Here is a 22,220-nt window from a genome sequence, read left to right on the forward strand (position 1 = left end):
AAGTTTTCGTAATGCTTTTCTTACTTATATAAAACAAAAAGAAAGGATTAGAATTATGCTAAAGAAAATTTCAAAGATAGTTATATTAAATATTCTAATTGGGATACTATTTTCAAGTACTGTTGCATACGCAGGTTGGAAAGAAAGTGACCCATCAAAAGGTTTTGGAGATTGGGAGTTTAATGCAATTAAATATTTTTCGGGTCCAATTTTAATAGAAGATAATAAATCTAGGTTCGAAGTATTTCCAAAAGATCCATATGATGAGTTAGTAGAGTATATTCATAAAGGATATGTTATAAAGTATTATGTTAAAATGATACATAGAGAAATTGAAGATGGAATATTTTTGTTCAAATTTAATGGTAAAGATATAGAGTATTCTGATTATGGGGCAAGCGGTACACAATCAAATTTTGGAAATGTATATTATACCAGAACGGGTTTATGGTCTGGGTTTAGTACTGATATTTGCTTTGAAGCTAATAGGACTAATTTTGGTAGATTCTCTTCTAGAGATTGGCTTAAAATATGGTTGACATCCAAAGGTAAAGATGGGGATGATATGCAAGTCAAAGACGTTTATTTTAAATTTGCGTTACTAGACGAAGCACAACCAAATATAGTAAGTATCAAGTATTATACTGATCAAAATTTAACAAATGAAATTACAAGTGGTAGTAATCCTAAGTTATCATATAATGGAAGTCATAATTCAGTATATATGGCTGTAGAATTTGACGAAGATGTTTTTGTGAAGAATACAGATATAAAAAACTTTATAAGAACCAGTTTGACACTAAAAGATAAGGTGACAAATAAGGATACTGAAGTAGGAAGCTTTCAGTATGATAGGGTAGATACCAATAAAGTAGTATTCAAATACCAAGTAAGATATGGTGCTCAAGGAGAATTATTCTTAAGAAATGAGGATAAGAATAAATTTTTAAAAGAAATAGAAAGCTTTAAAATTCAAGATAAATACGATAATGAATTCAAAAGCTCATTTAGAGCTGCAAATCAAGCTTATAGCAGCGGAAAAGAGTATAATATTAGAGTTGACGGTATTCCACCAGAAATACCAGTAGAAATGGGTACAGGGAAAACAGGGGTGGAGTACAACATAATTGGTGGTAATGAACAGTATCTTAGTGTTGGAGATATATTAGAAGTAAAACTTAAGTTTGATAGTGAAGTGAAAGTATCCAGTGATGGATTCATGCAATTTAACAATATCAATCAATTTAATAACACTAGAGCTAAAGCTAAGTTGTATTTAGATAATGATAAAATACAAATAGATAAAATATACACATATAATAAAGATGAATGGATTGTATATAGGTATGTGGTTAGAAAAGGTGATGATACAAGCAAGCTTACATTTGAAAATGAGGCAAATCCAATGGGAAATCTACAAATTACAGATGATTTTGGTAATGTTGGACAAATGCCTAGAACAGGAGAAGAAGGTACAAAGAATTTCCCAGCGGTTGCTTATAAAAAAGGTAATGAAGCATTGGATATCTTTGTAGATACCATTCCACCACGAATTGATTTTGGTAACAAAGATTTTACAACTTATAGAAATCAACATGTAGTTAGTCTTAGTCCTATTGAAACAGGTAGTATGTTAGTTAATGGTGAATTTGATTATGTAATAAGTAAAAGTAATGTACATCCAACAAATGGTTCATTAAAAAATTGTTTAGGAAGTAAATCTCGTGGATACTCAAGTGGGGGAGGAACAATTAATATTCCTATTAATGATGACCTTTATAAAAAAACAAAGGGATATACTCAATATGATGAAATATATGATGAAATAAATATGACAGGTAAATATGAAAATGTAAATTACGTAGATGGTACAGCTAGTGATGTAATACATGATGGCAGACGTGAAATAACAGGGATATTTTATATACATACTTATATAGAAGATAAAGCAGGAAATAAAACATGGGGTACATCACAACCAATATATATGGATAATACCCATGCAAAAATAAAGATATCCCCTAACGGGACGACGAGTAAGTACGTTGGAGATATAAATGTTAATTTTGAATTATTAGGAGAAGAACCTTCAGGATTTAATAGGTATGAATATAGATGGGTTTCTCCAATAGAACTAGAAGAGAAAAAACTTGATAAAAAAGATATATATAAGGATGGTACTGATACTTACAAGTTACTTAGAGAGAATACAAGTAGCTGGAAACAAGGTAATAGTCTTAATAGTTATTCTATTAGCAAAATACCTATACCATCTTTTGAACAAAGACAGCATGGAGTGTCATATCTCTTAATAAGAGCTTATGATAATGCGACGAGGCTGGAAACAACTGAGGATGTTGATATTAAACATAATATTAGCTATATTTTATCAGAACCATATTATTTTGATAAAGAAAAGCCCGTTGTACAGTTCAAGTCAGAATCAGGAGGATTTGATAAACCTTTAGATAATCACAAGATAAAGGTTACTATTGATGATAAAGACTCTAAATTAGTAGAATTTAAATATTACTTTAGTAATAGTTATTTAACTAGGGATCCAGGCAACAAAATATGGAAACAACTTGAACTAGAATTGCCTAATTTACCAGATGATTATGATCCTTTCGAAGAATATAAAAATAACGGTGAAGACCAAGATAAAGAAGATTTACTAACAAAACAAGCTATAGTAGAAACAAATAAATGGAATGAAGAGACTTCTGATGAAGAGACTCTTAATGGACATGTATTTTTACATATATATGCAAAAGATAGTTGTGGAAACGAAATTATAGCGAGACAAAACATGAAGATTGATAATAATGGACTTCCTATGATTAGTTTTTACTATGATAATGCAATAGGAAATAGATATAAAACTGTTACTGGACATATTAATTGTAGTGATGATGGAGGTATTAAAACACTTGAGTATAAGTGGAGTCAGACAAAAGATATGCCACAAGAATATAATTCAATAGATATATCTAAATTTGATAACAAAAATGATTTAAGAGTAGATACAGATCCTTTTGATACATCAGGTGAATGGTATCTGCATGTTAGAGCAACAGATATATATGACAATATGACTAATAGTATTTCAGAAAAATATATAATTAACTCAACAGCACCAGCTATTGGATTATTCCAAGTAGATAATAGCAAAGTGTATATTTCTAAAGAAAAAAATATAGCTATATCTATAAATAAATTAGTTGATGATAAACTTGAGTATACATATGTAGTATATAATGACCAAGATTGTAAACAGGAAATTAAAAGAGGAACATTTAGTAATACATCTGAGATTGTAAATATACAGTTAAATGAAAATGATAAAATACAAGAATACTATTTCAAATTTTACGATAGTCTTAATCAAGTAACAGAAAAAAGTATTAAGATACAAGCTATTTATGACAATATTCCTCCAACAGCCAAGTTAATATACTCACCAAATAAGGAACAAGGAGTAACATCAAATAATGTTATTGTAACATTAAATAATATTTCTGATAATGTCTCTGACAAAGATAATATTATAGTAAGTGAATCTATGTACACTTTTACTGAAAATGGTGAACATATATTTACCCTTACTGATGAAATAGGAAATGAAACAACACATATTGCCAAAGTTACATGGATTAAAGATGATAAACCAATAGTAAGAGTTAATACTAGCAATATTTATGGACAAAGTTATAAATCATTATCTTTTAATTTATCAGCCCAAAGACCAATAGAAAGTGGTTATATTGATATACAAAATCCTAATATATACTATCAGTTTAGTAAATTAGAAGATGTAGAAGATAAGGATTATATTAAATATAATAATGGAGAAACAATAAGTCTGTCTGAAAGCGATGGAGAATATTATTTACATACTAAATTAGTTGATGGGGAAAGAATTTTTACTAATGTATATGGTAAATATATTCTAGATAATACAATTAATGAACCTAAGCTTACATATACATATGAGGATTCAAAAGGAACTCAAGTAGACTGTACTAAAGAGCAATATGACGCTTTATTAGATGTTAGTTCAATAGTAAAGGTTAGACTAGAATTTGATGAAGATATAGTCATTAAAAGTGTTATTAATAATAAAGGAGAAAATCTTCCTTGTGTAAACAAGGTAATGTTTTATAATAATGATAATATAACAGTAACATATATGGATAAAGCAGGTAATGAAGCCTCCAAAGTTATTAATATAGATAATATAAAACATGTTAATAATAAAGGTATAATAAGTATAACGCCTAATAAGGCTACTAATGATAAAGTAACAGTTATTATAAAAGCACCTTCTAATAAGAGGATTAATAATATTAGAGTAGATGATACAGTAATTGACATGGGTTCTATAACTACTACAAAAGCAGAGGATAGTGAAGATAACTATCTAACAGCAGAATTTACTGTAACAGAAAATGTTAATATTAAGGTAGATATATTTGATAAAGATGATAAGGATACTGTTGTTGTTACAGAGGAATATGATGTTACAAATATTGATAAAACACCACCTACTGGGGATGTAGTTATTAAAAACATAGACAAATATACGAAAACAGCGTCTATTATAATAACAGATGAAAATCCTACTGTTATAACAAACATTGAGTTTATTAAAGAAGATGAAAAAAAAGTACATTTTGATACAACAAAGAGCTATACTTCAAATGATATTATTTATAATCATATTACTAATTTAGTAACAACAAAAATAAATGGTACTATAAAATATTATTTTGAAGATAGTGCTGGCAATAAAGGAGAAGCCCATAATAATATCAATACAATAAATACGAACCTAGATATGAATAAAGTATCAGCAACTTATAAAGTAGGAGATGTGACTTACAATGATATTCCTAGTATAGGAATTGTTAATAAAGATGTAGAAGTAACAGTTAAAGTTCCAGAAGGGTATTACATTGTTAATAATTCTTCAAAAAATACTAGGTTGTTTGTAGTTGGAATAAAGTATGACTTTTTGATTTCTAATGGAATTAATATAGGTAAGTTTAGTGTTGACTTAACTAATACAATTAAAAAATCCGGTCCTAAGCTAAAGCTTAATTATACAATCGATGGGAAAGTATATACAGATGAGCTTGTGAACGGTAAGACAAGTAATAATGTTTTACTGACAATAACATCAGAAGATAATATCTCTAAGGTAGTTTTTGACTCAGTAGAAGATTTACAAGCACCATATAGTTATGAATTTAGTGAAAATAAAATTATTAATATTATAGCTATTGATACAATGGGAAATACAACAACACTAAAAGCTTCTATAGATTGTATAGATAAAGAACCTGTGAGAGCTGGATTATTCTCATTATACACAAAACCTACGAAAGATAATATTAAGCTACAATTTCTAGCTACTAAGCCGGTAGATATATTAGAGATTAAAAAAGACGGTAATATATACGATAATACAGATATTAATGCAGTTGATAAGTATGAATTTACTGTTATAGATAATGGTAATTACAGTGTGAAATATAGAGATGATATTGGAAATGAAAGTATTGTTTCCCTAGAAGTAAATAATATTGATAGAGAAGATCCTATTGTTAAAATTCTATATAATGGAAAAGAAACAAAACCAGTAACTAACGATGTAGTAATGGCATCTATTGTATTGGTTAATAAGAATCAAGAACCACATGGAATAAAAGTACTTAATACTATAGGTAATACGAATAGCTATTTATTTAAAGAAAATGGTAAGTTTACTTTTAAAGTTACGGATATGGCAGGTAACGAAACACAGATAACAGCAGAAGTTGATAGTATTGATAGAGACCCTGTTTCTTATACAGTATCTTATTCTGAAACAAATCTTACTAAAAACGATGTTGTAGCAACAATTACTATAGGTGAGAATAATTATAAGATTTTAAATTCAGATATTGATCAAAATAATAACGCAAATAGTGTTAATAAAAATGTAATGGTTACAGGTAATAGAATTTCAATTAGATTTACTGACAATGGATATTATCAATTATATGTATCTGATGAAGCAGGAAATAAATCAACTATTCTATTAAGAGTAAAAAATATTGATAGAATTAAGCCGATTATTAAATTACAAAATGATTATGTTGTGACACTAAAAGGGGTAATGCCAAAGCTTAATGATGTAATTGCATATGATACTCATGATGGAGATATAAAAGAAAAAGTAAATATATCATCATTAGACGTATCAACAGTTGGAGATAAAAAAATAACATATACAGTTAGTGATACGGCAGGTAATATAGCTAGTTTAGAGAGAGTTGTAAAAGTAATTGGTGACGATTATACAATAATAGTTAATGGAAAAATAAATCCATCATCATTTTATTCAAACAGTGAAGAAACAGATATTAAAGTATTTAACTTTGTTGAAAATGCAACAATTAAATACATTAAAGGTATAGTTAAAGATGGAGAATTTAAACAAGATGGACAAGTTTACAGTATACTATTAGATACAATAGATGATAAGAAACTAGGAAATGAGCAAGTTAAATTATCGCTTAACGAATTAGGTTGGTATACTATATATATTATGGATTTGAATAGACAAAAAGCTTCATTCACTGTTTATTTTACAGAATAACATAAGTGGATTCTTTGAATTGATTCTTAATTATGCAAATATCTCAAATGAGAAAATTATAGAAAAGGAATGTATATATGAAAAGAGTAATATCAGTACTAGTAGCTATAATTATATTATTAAACATCACATTACCTGATGTATATGCAGTTGGTGAAATTAGTAAAAAGAAAAGACCAGTTACACTAAGTAATGAAATAATTAATGTATCTGTAAATAATAAAGGCAGATATAATGTAAGAACTACAGAGCTTGGAAATCCAATTAGACCAAGTGACTCTAATAAGACACTACTATTTCATGATGGAAAAAATGAAACTTCATTTGCAACATTCAGGATAGATGGAGAAGATTATATATTTGGAGAAAAATATGCTTATTCACTTTCAAGAAAAGCTGAATTAGTAGGGAAAACAGTAAAATCTAGTAATTCAATTGTAACAACATACAAGATTGGTACAGGTGATAAGGTAATTGAGGTCATTCAAGATTTAAGTATTGTTAATGATCCAAACAATACTAATTATGGTAATGTCTATATTAAGTATTTAGTTAATAATTATACAGGGAAAAATGTCAATATAGGGGCGAGAATATTACAAGACGTTATGCTAGGTGATAACGATGGATGTGCAATAAAAATTGGAGACAAATATTATGAGAAAGAAATAGAATTTACTGGAAGTGATGTTCCTGATATATGGAGAGCATCAGATAATGAGTTTGCACCTAATGTGGTAGGATATGGCTATACTAATGGTTGGGGTAATATAAAACCTAATAAACTAATAATAGGTCATTGGCAAGGATTAGCAGAGACTACATATGATTATACAGTGGATACTGCTATGAATTTTACAATGGAAAGTGACTATGGAAGAAAAGATACTGCAATAGCTTCTTATTGGGATCCGAAATCAGTTAAAAACAATGAATCAGTAGGTTTTGAAACATATTATGGATTAGGTCAGATTTATGATAAGAAACTTACTTATGCTACTAATATATCAGCACCTGCACAGATGGTACTTAATGATGAAAAAACAGGTTATATGAGTAATGGAGAATTCGAGGTTGCTGTATCTATAGAGAATAATTTACCTAATTCTGAAGAAATAAATGATGTTATGGCATATTTAACATTTGAAGATGCAGGTGATTCATTAACATTTAATGACGATGTTTCACTTAAAGGAACTAAGCTTATAAAAGTAGGTGGAGAATATACATTTAGATGGAAGTTTAAAGCAAAGCCAGGCGCCCAATATAGAGCTATTAGATATAAAGTAGATATGTATGATTCTCGTAATGTATATAAAGAAGATGATGAAATTCCAGAAGGAAGTAGAGTTGGAGATCTTAAACTAAATGAGATATACAGCGTTTCTAAGGCAATAATACTTCCTGGTAAGACAGGTCAACCACCAAAAATAACATTTGATACAATATCACCTAATGAACTTTATTATAGTGGTAAAAACTTAGTCACTGTAAAATGTACAGGTATACCTATGTTAATTAATAAGGGAAATTGGGAATTACAATATAGAATAAATAATGGAGACTACAATGTAGTACCATCAAATAACATTAATGTAATACCCGATACTAATTCTATTGAGATAATGTTTGAAGAACAATTTGACATTGGTGAAATGGAATTAAGAATTAAAATACTAAATAATTTATATGCTGATGGCGACGACATAAGTAAACATATATTAAAAGATGATATTCTAAACATACCTGGTAAAATAATTATTACAAAAGATAAGACAGTAATGCCAAGAACATATGGTATGTTAGCTATTGTATCTGATTTTACCTATGATAAATTGAAAGGTTTTTCTAGATATTGTCACGCCATTCCTCTTGCTGATGAAAAAGAACTAAAGGCATTAGAAAAATCATTAGAAGATGCAAATACAAAAGATAAACAAAACCTAAAAAATGTTGTAGATAGAGAAATGTTAATGGTTATTAGAGGTGATATAAGAGCAATTAAAGATAATGGACAACTGTCAAAATACGTAGTATATGCACAAAATAAAAAAGCAATAATAAATAATGTTATTACGTATGCTTCTGCTGTACCATTAACAATACAGTATATGACATCGGATTCAAATAAAGTTAGAAATTCAATTGAATATTTTTCAAATAAAAAAGATGCAATGAGTAATACTCTAAGAAATATTCTTGAAAAAACTACAATTCCTACTAGTTTTAAGAAAGTAGCTGAAGGTCAATTAAAACCAGGCATTGAGGCAGATATTGATTATGATTTTACTTATGAAGATGAATCAATTGATTATAACTGTGATGCAAAAAAAACTATGGGAGCAATTAGTGGTAAAAAAGGTTTTGATATGAGTGATAAATTGTCAGGATTAGCATCACATAGTGTAGGAGCATTAGTTGTAACTGGGTTAGGAGTACTGGGAATTAATTCAGGTGATGGATTTGATTTTTGGAGAGATATGTTTTTAATTACTTTTGAGGATAATGTTGTATATTCATTATGGAATATACAAAATCACATGGCACCAACACCAGTCAAAAAGAACATATCACCAGTACAATTTGAACTTGGCGGTATAGGAGCAGTTCTTAATAAAGCACTAGACGGTATGCCTGTACAAATAGGTGGAGTAAGGTTAGTACAAGATAAAGAAAAAGAACTTGATATGCTTACATTTGATGCAACAGTTGATTTATCAATGTTCCCAGGTGGTGTAGTTGTCAATGCTAAAGATGTATTCTTTTCTACTAAAGGATATGAAGGAATAGTAATTGATGCAAGAGCTAAGCCAAAGAAAAATATTGGAATGATTAGCGATATGGATCTGCAAGTTGGAGTTGATACATATAGAGGTGCATTTAAACTCAATGGAAAAGCTAAAGTTAAGGTAGTAAAATGTAATATTGAATTTAGTATGATAAAAGAGAGTAAGAATGATACTTGGTATCTAAGTGATTGTGTACTTGCTGGTGGAGGTAAGCCAGGTATCCCTCTTTTTGGTGGAGCTGCCTATATAACAAAACTAGGTGGTGGCGTTAGAAATCTACAAGTACTTACTAATCCTTATTTTGATAACCCAGATGCATTATTTACTATAGTTGTTTTAATGGATCTTAATGTTGTAGAAGTATTAGAAGGGCCTTTTGAAGGTTTATTTACTAAGCGATATTTAATAATAAAATCAGATAATCCAACTATAAAAGGACTAAAAATATTTAAAAATTTACAAGGAAAACTATGCTGGGATACAGGATCAAATGAAAAATATTACTTTGAAGCAAAAGGTGAAATGAATGTTGAAAATATATTTACAGGACAAGCAAATTTGTACATTTCAGATCTATTCTTTCAAGGTACATGTAATTTAGCTGTAACAATTCCAAAGGATGTTCCTATCGTTGGTGGGAAATCTATTGGAAAAGCAACCTTTGGTGTAGATAATGATAAAATGTGGGGTTCACTAGGTATTGATTTAAAAATAAAAACAGTGGAAGTAGGTGCTACATATTGGTGGAGAAACAAATGGAAGTTCAATATTGGGGAAGCAGGACCAATAGAGGATAAAAATATATTAAAAGCACCAACAGGAGGATTATATCAAGGAACTACTCTTGACGATAATGGAGAAAAAGTAGATTATATGGTTGGAACAAATGTTGTAGAACAAAAAGGGAAATTTGTTAATAATTCTTTTAAAAGTATGCAATTAATAGCAAGTCCAAAGTCAGAAAGAGCAGAATATGTTGGCGATAAAATTCAACTAAATATTTCTAAAAACAAATATCACCATAATGACATTAACCTAAAAGATAAATATATCTATGATATTAAGCTTAATGTTTCACAGGATACTAAGCTTGTTTTTGAATATCTTGGAGAAAACACACCTAATATTGCAATATGTTCTAATACAAATACTAAATATAAAAAAGTCAAGAGTGAAGATAAAGAGAATGATAATACATCTGGAGAAGATACTTACATAATTGAAAATACCTCATATACACTCCAATCAGTAGATTATGTATATGTTAATAAAAAATATCAAGGGTTAATAGGATTTGAAGATGATGGAGAAAAGGACTTTGTAATTGTATCAGATGTACAATTAAATGACTGTATAACATATACAGACACTATAAGTGATGATATGGAAAGTGATTATGTATATGAAGTGACTATGGATACAACTGATAAAACTAAGCTTGGATTTTCACATAATGAAGATTCAAATAAAGATTTTAAGATTGATATATATGAAGTTGCAGGTACTACAATTGACGGAAAATCAGTTGTAGGCGATAAATATGACAATCTAACACAAAGCGATTTCGTATATGGTAATAAAAAAATAAAATATATAACAGGATTTCAAGCAGGATTAAAAGATAAGAAAATTATAGTAAGTTCAAATAAAAAACTAACAAGTAGTAATGTTATAGAAGAATACAGTATAGATGTAAAATCTAAAAGTAAAAATGAATCAGATATTGTTGTTGAATTTGTTTCAAAAAACAGTATAAAAAATGCAGACATATTCTACATGACAGATGAAAATGGCAATATTGTTAATCTGCCTAGTGGTGATATTAGTGATTTATATGGTGAAAGAACAATTGATTCAGTAACATATAGTTCAATGCTTTTCCCATTTGAAAAAGAAGGAAAATATCTGATATATTCCAGTGCGAAAATAGAAGAAGAACCTCTTACCAAAGTATATGAGATTGAAAAAATGCCACAGCTAGACAAAAATTCAGTTAAGGTAAAAGAAAATGGAATATCATCTCAGAAATTAGATATATCTTGGAATGGTAGTAATTATAGATACACAGCAGATGAGAATAAAAGAATAGGACGTACTATCTTTAGGTTCTATTTAGTGAATGATAATAAAATTAAAAATGATGAAGATGGTCAACAAAAAGATGAGACTGGAGAACTTCTGGGAATGTATACTATTGAAGAAAATGGAATTAATAAACACACCGTAGATATTCCAAAGGGGACTCCAACAGGAAATTATCGTATTAAGACTGTTTTAACAACAGAAGGATTGTGTCAGAGATTTGCTTATTCAAATGTTATTAGTTATAAAAATAAATATACTCCAAAAAATGTTAATAATATTAATGTAAGTTCAATAGGTAATGGATTATTAGATGTATCTTGGCAAAAAACAGAAGCTGTAGAAGAATACTATATTGAAGTATTTGATAAAGATAAAAATATAATTGATAGTTTTGGAGTCGCTTCTGTAGATGGAAATACTACTAGAACTGTAATTGGAGGGGTATATGAAACTTATAATAAAGAGAAGCCTGATGAGTCAAAGGTGGCAGGTCTAGAAACAGGAAAGACCTATAAAGTTGGGATAACTCCTGTTAAGAGAATTAATGATGATACAAGAATAGTAGGAGAGACAGCATATAGTAGCAATATATTCCTAAAAAAACCAATGCCTCCAGAAATAAATATAGATTTTGGAGAAAGTACTTTCTTAAGAACTGAATCAGCTTATAAAATTGAAGATGGTAATGCAATAACCGAAGAAGTAAAAGTAAAAGGAATTAATAACAAAGCACCACTTATAACTATAGAAACTAATTCAGATTGTAATATGAAGGTTTTATTAGATAAAGTTGAACTGCAAAGTACTAATAAACTGACAAATAAATTAGAATTACAACTTAATAAGCTAACAGAAGGGGTACATTATTTAGATGTTATTGCAGTAAATGAAGATGGGGACATAAACAATGAATCAATGAAGTTCTATGTAGATACAAGAGCTCCAGAATTGCTACTTAATACACCTGTAAATAATCAGTACATTGACAGTAATATATCAGACATTATAGTAAGTGGTAAAACAGAAGTAGGAGCAAAAGTTGTAGTAAATGATATTAAGGTACAAGTTAATGAAAAAGGTGTATTTGAAGGAAGTGTACCAATTGATACAGATACTATTAAAACAGTACTTAATATTGAAGCAGAAGATGATTTTGGTAATGTAACCAAAAATAAGGTAGAGGTCATAAGAAATCTTTCCCCTATTAAGGATATTGTTATGACTTCAGACATTCCTAAAGTTACAAAGATTATAAATAAACCAATATATGATGTTACAATAGAAAGAATGAAAAATGCATTTACTGGTGAAGTAGTTGATGTACCGATTACAACAGATGAGGTTATAGGTTACGAACAAGATGAATTAGTACAAAATATAGTTAAAATGGGTAAAACTTATAAGATTGATGTTAAAGGTATCTCACAATCTAGCAAAACCAAATCTTCAAAAGTATCATCAACGGATTATATTGATATTGATAAGAGTAAATTAAGATATGAAATAGTTGAGGGAAAAACTCTTGCAAGCATTGATGATGACGGTAATATTGTCATAAATAATAATGGACTTATTGTAGTTAAAGCATCTTATGAGGTATTAAGTGGTAATGAAGTATCTACAGAAACTAAAAAAACTATAGAAGTTAAAAAAGGTTATTCTTTTGAAAAATATCTAACCATGAATTCAGAGTATGCAGATATATATGCTGGTGCTGATGATGAAGATGATAACAATAATGGTAACAATAATAACAACAATAACAACAATAACAATAATAACAATAATAACAATAATAATGATATTACAAATAATAATGACAAAAAACAAGATGTTAAAAAGCCAGAAGTTAAACAAAAGAATAAAATATATACTGAAAAAAATAAGGTTAATGATAGTATATATGTTACTCCAAAAGTATTTAAGGATTTACAAAAAAATAATTATGAACATATAATAATAAAAACTAAAGAATACACTATTATTCTTCAAAATACGTCAGATAGTGATAGTGCAATAGTAAATGATAATAAAACTAATGGTAAAAATAAAATATTATCCACTATACCTGAAGAAGAACGATTAGTTAAAACAACAACAATACCATTATCTTCTATAGATATGTCACTTACATTAGATTCTCCTTTGGAGAAAGAAATTATTAAAAAAATACAAGATAATAATATCTCTAATATTGATAATATGAAAATTGTACATTTTAGACATCATGGAGAGTTACCAACAAAAGCACAAGTTACAGTATCATTAGGAGAAGAATTCAAATCAAAGAATCTTTATATGTATTACTATAACGAAGATAATAAGAAGCTTGAGTTATACGGATACGTTATAGCTAATGGACAAGGGGATGTAAGTTTTGAGGTTGATCATTGTTCTGACTATATATTTGTAGAAGATATTAATATGAGTAATAGTAATTTTGTAGAAGATAAAGAAACTAAAGCTTATATTTCAGGACTACCTAATGGTGACTTTGCTCCTAACACAAAGGTAACAAGAGGAGAAGTAGCCGCTATGATATCAAGGCTACTGGTTAAACCACAAACTAGGAATAAGGCTACATTTAATGATATTGATATGTGGGCAAAAGATGACATTGTTAAGCTTGCGTCATATGGATATATAAATGGATATACAGACGGTAGTTTCAAACCAAATAATTATATTACAAGAGCCGAACTTGTTAAGCTGTTTATTAATATCATTAATCCAAAACGAACAGAATCTTTTAGGCATAATCATTTTACAGACATAGAAGATTGTTGGGCAAAAAAGGAAATAATGAAATGCTATAGATTAGGCTTAATTAACGGATATAATGGTAAGTTCAATCCAAATAACTATGCTACAAGAGCAGAAGTAGTTTCCATGATTAATAATTTAACAGGAAGAAATGGAAATATAGACAATAAAATAAATCCATTTCATGATTTAGAAAACAACCATTGGTGTTATGAAGATATCTTAAAAGCTATAGAATAAAAGCTCATTGTAATATAGACTAAACAACAGAAGTTAAAGAAACGGAAAGGAATTCATCAGATGAAGAAATGTTTAGTAATTATATCTTTACTTTTATTTCTGAAATTTTGTATGGTGACATTTGCTAGTAATATAAGTGCATTAAACACAGGTACTAATACTATAGAGTTAAATATAGAGGGAATACAGTTACATAACACATTATTAACTACAGAAATTCCTTGTAGAGATTATGGGAATATAGAAGGGGTTATCACTTCTGATAACTCCATAGACGTTATTAAATGGGCGTTTTTAGATACAAATAATAATTTGATAGCATTAGAAAGACGTAACCTTACTAATACTAAGAGTATTGACCTATATAATTATATAGAAGAAATAGATTTTTCATCTTTAGGAGTTGGAAAGTATAAATTCAAATTATACATCAATTCTAATAAAATAATTGATACCACTATTTCAATTATTGAAAAAGAAGATACTGATAAAAAAAATACTGCTACAAAAGACCTTGCTATTCTTAATATGAAATATATTAATATATCACAAAGTATAGGTGGAGAAATAGGGCATAAAGGTACCTATGCAATAGATTTAGTAGGACTTAATGGAAACTCAGAAAGTTTATATGCACCTTTTGACGGGACAATTAGGAAGATATATTCGGAAAATAATCAACAAAATTTTGTATGGTTAGAGAGTGATAAAAAAATAAAATATGTAGATGGTTCTTATGATTATGTTACTGTGATGACAGGCCATGATAGTGATATATCCAATCTATATATTGGTAAAAAAATAAAGCAAGGTGAAATCTATTTTCAAGAAGGTAATAGTGGTAAATCTACAGGGAATCATATTCATCTTGAAGTAGGCAAAGGAAAGGTTACTGAAAAAGGATGGGTAAAAAATAAGTATGGTAAATGGGAAGTAGAGAATCATATAAGACCTGAACAAGTTTTTTATATAACTAATGAATCTACAATCATTAATACTATGGATTTATGTTTTAGAACTTATAATTGAGCATTAATATAATTATTCCCTCAAACACAGTGTTTGAGGGGGTATAATTATCTATCTTCTAAATATCAAATTGCATTCTAGAATTAATGATTGTAGTTTTCATCAGCTTCTGCATCTTCCTTAGTCTCATGAATTGTACCAAATGGATGCTCAGGTGGTGCATAGATAGCATATAATTTAAGAGGTTCATTACCAGTATTGATTACATTGTGCCATTTACCCGCAGGTATCATAATCGCATAATCATCATAAACTCTTTTTTGAAAATCCAGTATATCTTTACTATCTCCCATTCTAACAAGGCCTTCGCCTTCTTCAATACGTATGAATTGATCACCATCTGGATGAACTTCTAAACCAATATCATCCCCAACATCAATGCTCATTAATGTTACTTGCAAATTGTCCCCTGTCCATAAGGCTGTACGATAATTATTATTTTGTCTAGTAGCTTCATCAATATTAACTACATATGGTTCAGGTCCATAATCTCTCAATTCCATGAATTGTAACTCTGAAGTATAGATTGGACTATCATCATAATAAGGATATTCATACCTATCATAAAACATATCATATGGATCGTATATTGGTATATCATCATAGTAAGGACAAGGATATTTTTTATAAAAATGATACATAGTATTTTCCTTTTTCATAGATTTAATATATAATATGCCTTATTTATAAAGAAGGTACTTCAATATATTAAAATCATAACTATAGTATAAAAACAAAAAAATGATTACAAGCGTAATATTATTGTTGTTTTTTTAAATCACATCATATATACTAGTAATACAGGTAAAACTGTTAGAATCAGATTATAAAAAAGATAACCAGTAAATAAATTTCTGATGTAACGAAATAGGAGGAAAATATGAAAAAAATATCATGCTTATTATTAATATTCAATTTAATGCTAGTTTTAATTGGTTGTTCCACAAAAGAACCAGTTAAATCAGACGAAGAAAAGATTCAGGTATCACAACAAAATTCAGAAGATGAAAATAAAGATAAAATAGAACAATCTGATAAAAAACAAGATATTAATAATAAAGAAGAAGAAGCAAGTAAACAAGAGAACAATAAGGAACAAGAGAAGGACCAGAATATAACAAAAGGGAATGATAAAGATACATCAAATGAGTCAACAAAATCAACCCCAAATAATGAAATATCAAAAAAACAAGTAGATGAAAAACTAAAAGATTTTGAGGCTATAAAAAAATATTTATTAGATGATGAAACTTTTGGTTTGGCTTATTGTGAAATGCAAGGTGAAAATTTTAATTATGATAATTATGTGTTACACCATATAGATTTTACTGGCGACAATGAACTTGATACCATTATTGTTACATATACTAATGAAGATGATTATAGAACGGTTGTTTTTGTTACGTTGGAAAATAACAATTACAAGTATTATTTAACGGATCTAAGAGCTACAAAAGATAGTGAATTTTCCTATGAGGATGGTTTTATAATAGAAGAACAAAACGGATATAGTAAATTAGCCGTTAATTTTGGTATTGAAGATGTTAATCTAATCAAAGTAACTTATGGTAGTTTTAGTAATGAGGTCATCCAATCAAATTACGACCTTAATCCTGATATGAAATATAAAGTGGTAAATAAAGTAAATAAAATAGATGGATACAAAAAATATGATACTGATTACAAAAAATACTTTTATGATGAAACAGGTAAAGAGCATTTAATAGCACATACTAGATATCACTATGATTTTGATAAAGAAAATAATGAACATATTTCAACAGAAGAAATAATTGCAGATAATGATATATCCAAGATTATGGCAGATAATTTTATTGTTGGTGATGACGATACTCTAAAAATTTTTGGAAAAGTCCTTGAAGAAACGAATAATATAAAAAATGTTATAGACTATTATTTAGAAAATAGACAAAAATTCCAAAAAAATGATAGAATAAATTATATTAATAATACTATTGATTACATAAATGGATTTACCCAAAACTTCGAGAGTCAAGTAGATGATGATATTGTCAATGATACAAGTATTACAAAGGTCAGCATATGGGGGGATAATCCTGTACCAGCTAATGCTGAAAGTATATTTAAGATTGTTAAAACCTTTTATGTAGAAGATGGTAATAATATGGATTATAATAGTACATTACAAGGTGGATACTATAAGATAACATGTATAGATGATAGTTATAGTAATAAAATCCAAAGGATGAGATTTGATAATGCTGTTTTAAATGGGGAAGATACAGGTTATATATCAAGAGAAGATGAATATGTGGATATCGTATTTGACACTAAAGAGAATGTTTTTGCTAAAGCAGATAATATTGTCTATCCTACTATACTAATTAATAAATTATCTCAGATAAAGGAATTAAACCATAATAGTATTTGGAAAGCAAATGTAGTAATTATACCAAAAGAGATTGAGTTCCTTGAATATACCAATGAAGACTAATAATATATTCAATTGTTGACCCAAAATTAAAAGCGAGTAATTATCTAGGATAATTACTCGCTAAATTAGTATTAATGAGATATTTTAATATGGTAGTGGGTTAACAGTATAATTCTTGAATTTTGCACTTTTTCCCCATGTTCTTAGTCCTAACATTTTAATATCATCCTTAAAACTATCATCCGAAGCTGTTATATACAATATATCATTAAGATAAACTTGAATAGATGAACCATTCTTTACAACTTTTAATGTATAATATTCATTTGGTTTTATATCAAATCCAACTTTTTCATTACTTATATTTTTCCAATCACCATTATTTCTACCTATACCTCTTCTTAGCATTACTTTATTACCTTCTGCATCTATGCCTGCATAGAATCCTAAGAAGTTATTATATCCATCAGCAATTCTATCCACATTAAATACTATACCAGCATTACTATCATCATCACTAGATAAGCATACATCTACTTGATATATTCCTCCATAAGCGTTATAGCCCCATACTCCAGTATCATTTCCCAAAACAGCAATAGGTGTTATATTTTTATTTTCACTACTACGAGGAGTTATAGATAAATAATCATCTTCAAAAGAATAATATGGATTACTATAAAACTTAATTAAATCTTTTGTAAAAATTGCATTTTTAAATTTTTGAGAAGGATCTACAACTTTAATAGAAAACGGTTCAGAACCAGTTGTTTCTCTGTTATACTTATTCAAAAGCTTTTCAATTTTTAGATTAAGATCTTGTTTATTATTCCATTTATATATTTTACCTATTTCAATTAGATCAGTATTAAAAACTGAATACACATAACTGTCAAGCATACTACTTTCTGTTAATATAATATATCCATCATACTTATCACCGTTTACAAGAGTAACATAAGTAAGTCTTTCCTTCTCATATTTCCAATCAACTTTATTTTTTTCAAAGTTATATCTATATACAATACCAGTATCTAGGCAATATAATTTACTAGTATCTGATTCAAGTATCTTATAAATAATACCTTTACCTATCTTAATTTTTTGATTATTATTATAAAATGTTGCGTAAATTTCCTCGTTTTCTATAGAAATATCATATCCTTTAGTATAGTCATTAGGTTCTATAGGCTTAGTATAATATTTTTTAAAAACTCTATTAACTATAATAACCGCTTGCTCAATAGGTGTATTGGCAAGTGGTTTGAAGTTAGTACCATTACCTTTCATAAAACCATTTTCAAAAGCAAAATCAACGCCAGATACTGCCCAATTAGCTACGCTAGCTTTATCAACTACAGATAAAATACCATCACCTTTATAATAATCTATATTCATGCTATCAAGTGTACGACTCATCATAATAGACATCTCTTGTCTTGTTATTGGAGCTTCTGGAGCAAAGACACCATTACCTATACCATTAATTATCCCTACTGCATTTGCCATGAGAACATTTTTATTAGTAGTATCAGAAAATGTATTACTAGGAGCAGGATTTGGATATTTTCCTGTCATTTGATTATACATATTCATTATAAGTTCAGCAAACTGTACTCTGGTAATATTACAACTGTAATCATTGTACCCATTATCTATTCCGTTTTGAAATGCATTTTCCAGTTCTTCAGTAGCCCAATCACTTGCACCAGGATACCATCCACCGGCATATGCACTACAAGTAAATAGCATAACTAAAATAATTATTAAACCAAGTTTCTTCTTCATAAATTACCTCCTATATTTTATTTGTAATATTATAACATATTTTTACTTAATAATGTTAAAAATTAATACCTTATTATATGAGGTTTTGTAGTATAATAAAAAAATCGTACTCAAATTTATGAATATATTGACAATGGATATCTAGAAATATAAAATATAATATTATATAGTATATTTACTAAACTATTACCTATAAAAATGAATGCAGCTATACTAAATAAATTATTAGGTTTAGCAATGTGCTATTAATGCAATAATATTAAATTAACTAGGAGAAAAAGCGTACAAAAAAACATAGAAAGGATACTAAAGATGAATAATAATCAATCATGGTGGAAAAATTCAGTGGTATATCAGATATATCCTCGTAGTTTTCAGGATAGTAATGGTGATGGAATAGGAGATTTACAAGGAATTATAAATAGATTAGCCTATTTAGAAGAACTTGGGATAGATGCTATTTGGTTATCACCAGTTTGTAAATCACCTCAAGATGATAATGGCTATGATATTTCCGATTATATGGACATAGACCCAATGTTTGGAAGTATCAAAGACATAGAGAATCTTATTACTAGAGCTAATGAGCATAATATAAAAATAATATTAGATTTAGTGTTAAACCATTCTTCTGATGAGCATTCATGGTTTGTGGAAGCGAAGAAGAGTAAAGATAATAAATATCATGACTATTATGTATGGAGAGATGGAGTAGAAGGAGAATTACCTAATGATATGAAAGCATGCTTTGGAGGCTCTTGTTGGGAATGGGTAGAAGAATTAGGTCAATATTATTTTCACCAATTTTCTGTAAAGCAGCCTGACTTGAATTGGGATAATCCGAAGGTTAGAGAAGAAATCTATAATATGATTAATTGGTGGATGGACAAAGGAGTAGGAGGATTCCGCTTAGATGTTATTGATCAGATAGCGAAAGAACCTGACCTCAAGATTACTAATAATGGGCCTAAACTACATGAATATATTAGGGAAATGAGTAGAGAAACTTTCCAAAAAGGGGATCTTATAACGGTAGGAGAAACATGGGGAGCAACACCTTCACTTGCAAAACTATACAGTAATCCAGACAATAGTGAATTCTCTATGGTTTTCCAATTTGAACATATTGGTTTAGACCAAGAAGAAGGCAAAGAAAAATGGGATCTAGCTCCTCTAGACTTCATAAAATTGAAGAAAGTTTTATCTAGATGGCAGGTAGAATTACATGGTTGTGGATGGAATAGTTTATTCTGGAATAATCATGACTTACCAAGAATTGTATCTCGATTAGGAAATGATAAAGAGTATAGAGTAGAATCAGCTAAGATGCTTGCAACAGTTATTCATTGTATGCAAGGTACACCTTACATATATCAAGGTGAAGAATTAGGTATGACCAATGTGAAATATCAGATTGATGAATATCGTGATATAGAAACCTTAAACATATATAAAGAACGTATGCAAAAAGGTTATGCTAAAGATGAAGTAATGAAATCAATCTATGCTAAAGGTAGAGATAATGCAAGAACACCAATGCAGTGGGATAATACAGATAATGCAGGTTTTACCAAAGGAGAACCTTGGTTGAAAGTTAATCCTAACTATACTGAGATTAATGCAGAACTAGCATTAAAAGATGAAAACTCAATATTTAATTATTATAAGAAATTGATTGCACTACGCAAACAATATCCTGTAATTATTGATGGTAAGTATGAATTGCTTTTAGAAGAAGACCCGAATATTTTTGCTTATACAAGAACATTGGAAAATACTAGATTATTGGTTATGTGTAATTTCTATGGTGAAACTACTGAATATACGATTCCTAAACTATATAAAAAAGACAAGGAATTAATACTTTGTAACTATAAACAATCAGTTAGTGAAGAGGTATTACAACCATATGAAGCAAGAATTTATCTTATAAAATAACTAAAATATAGATTATCCCATAATACATTACGGTGTTTTTTATGATTAAAACCCCATGAAATTGTCATAGCAAATGGGCTTCCTACTGAAGACGTGACGTAGTCACTTTTCTTACATAAAAAAATACGATAGTACTAAGGGGAACTATCGCAAAACGCTGTTTGTTAAAATACTAAAGCATGAATTATTATATAATAAAATTAACTATTTGTCAAATTTTGTTGTAGACAATATAATTATGACAATTTATGCAATTGTAAGCATATTGATAAATTATTAAAATAATAAAAACAACATATTATAGTGTAGATATTGTAATTTATGATAGTAGGACTAAGTACTTAAATTATATTTCTGTTATAAATATAGTTTCAATAAATTTAACTAATTAGTCGAAAAAATAAATTATTTATAGTAAATATTACTATAGATCAATAATGATTATTCAATGATCTTGGCATTTGTTAATTAATATTTAAAAATAAATTATCTAATATGTTACAAAAATAGATGAAATATACTTAAAAAT

The 22,220-nt window shown here is 28.3% G+C and carries 7 protein-coding genes; 5 read left to right on the top strand and 2 right to left on the bottom strand.

Annotated features, from left to right (window positions below; genetic code table 11):
* Positions 1-55 precede the first annotated feature (55 nt).
* The 3 genes from N4A55_RS03305 to N4A55_RS03315 all read left to right on the top strand — a co-directional run bounded on the left by N4A55_RS03305 (position 56) and on the right by N4A55_RS03315 (position 15,549).
* Positions 56-6,643 carry an immunoglobulin-like domain-containing protein gene (locus tag N4A55_RS03305; protein WP_293754081.1) on the top strand — a complete coding sequence of 2,196 codons (6,588 nt, stop codon included), beginning with the start codon at positions 56-58 and terminating at the stop codon, positions 6,641-6,643.
* A gap of 77 nt (positions 6,644-6,720) precedes the next feature.
* Positions 6,721-14,520: an S-layer homology domain-containing protein gene (locus tag N4A55_RS03310; RefSeq protein WP_293754082.1), complete on the top strand. Its 7,800-nt coding sequence runs from the start codon at positions 6,721-6,723 to the stop codon at positions 14,518-14,520.
* 60 nt (positions 14,521-14,580) lie between these two features.
* On the top strand, positions 14,581-15,549 hold the full coding sequence (locus N4A55_RS03315; protein WP_293754083.1) for a M23 family metallopeptidase: 969 nt from the start codon (positions 14,581-14,583) through the stop codon (positions 15,547-15,549).
* Between the two features lie 83 nt (positions 15,550-15,632).
* Here N4A55_RS03315 and N4A55_RS03320 read toward each other — a convergent pair whose 3' ends face one another.
* A complete protein-coding gene (locus N4A55_RS03320; RefSeq protein ID WP_293754084.1) occupies positions 15,633-16,190 on the bottom strand; it encodes a cupin domain-containing protein in 558 nt (185 codons plus the stop codon).
* Between the two features lie 239 nt (positions 16,191-16,429).
* Between N4A55_RS03320 and N4A55_RS03325 the strand changes: the two genes are divergently transcribed.
* Positions 16,430-18,025, top strand: a complete 1,596-nt coding sequence (locus N4A55_RS03325; protein ID WP_293754085.1) for a hypothetical protein — start codon at positions 16,430-16,432, stop codon at positions 18,023-18,025.
* Positions 18,026-18,109: 84 nt separating this feature from the next.
* On the opposite strand, the gene N4A55_RS03330 is transcribed toward N4A55_RS03325, so the two are convergent.
* A complete protein-coding gene (locus N4A55_RS03330) occupies positions 18,110-19,753 on the bottom strand; it encodes an S-layer homology domain-containing protein (RefSeq protein WP_293754086.1) in 1,644 nt (547 codons plus the stop codon).
* A gap of 312 nt (positions 19,754-20,065) precedes the next feature.
* Between N4A55_RS03330 and N4A55_RS03335 the strand changes: the two genes are divergently transcribed.
* Entirely contained in the window at positions 20,066-21,691 is a 1,626-nt protein-coding gene (locus N4A55_RS03335) for a glycoside hydrolase family 13 protein (RefSeq protein WP_293754087.1), read from the top strand.
* The last annotated feature ends 529 nt before the right edge of the window (positions 21,692-22,220 follow it).

Origin of the sequence: Vallitalea sp. (assembly GCF_025211055.1) — a bacterium.
GTDB lineage: Bacteria > Bacillota > Clostridia > Lachnospirales > Vallitaleaceae > Vallitalea.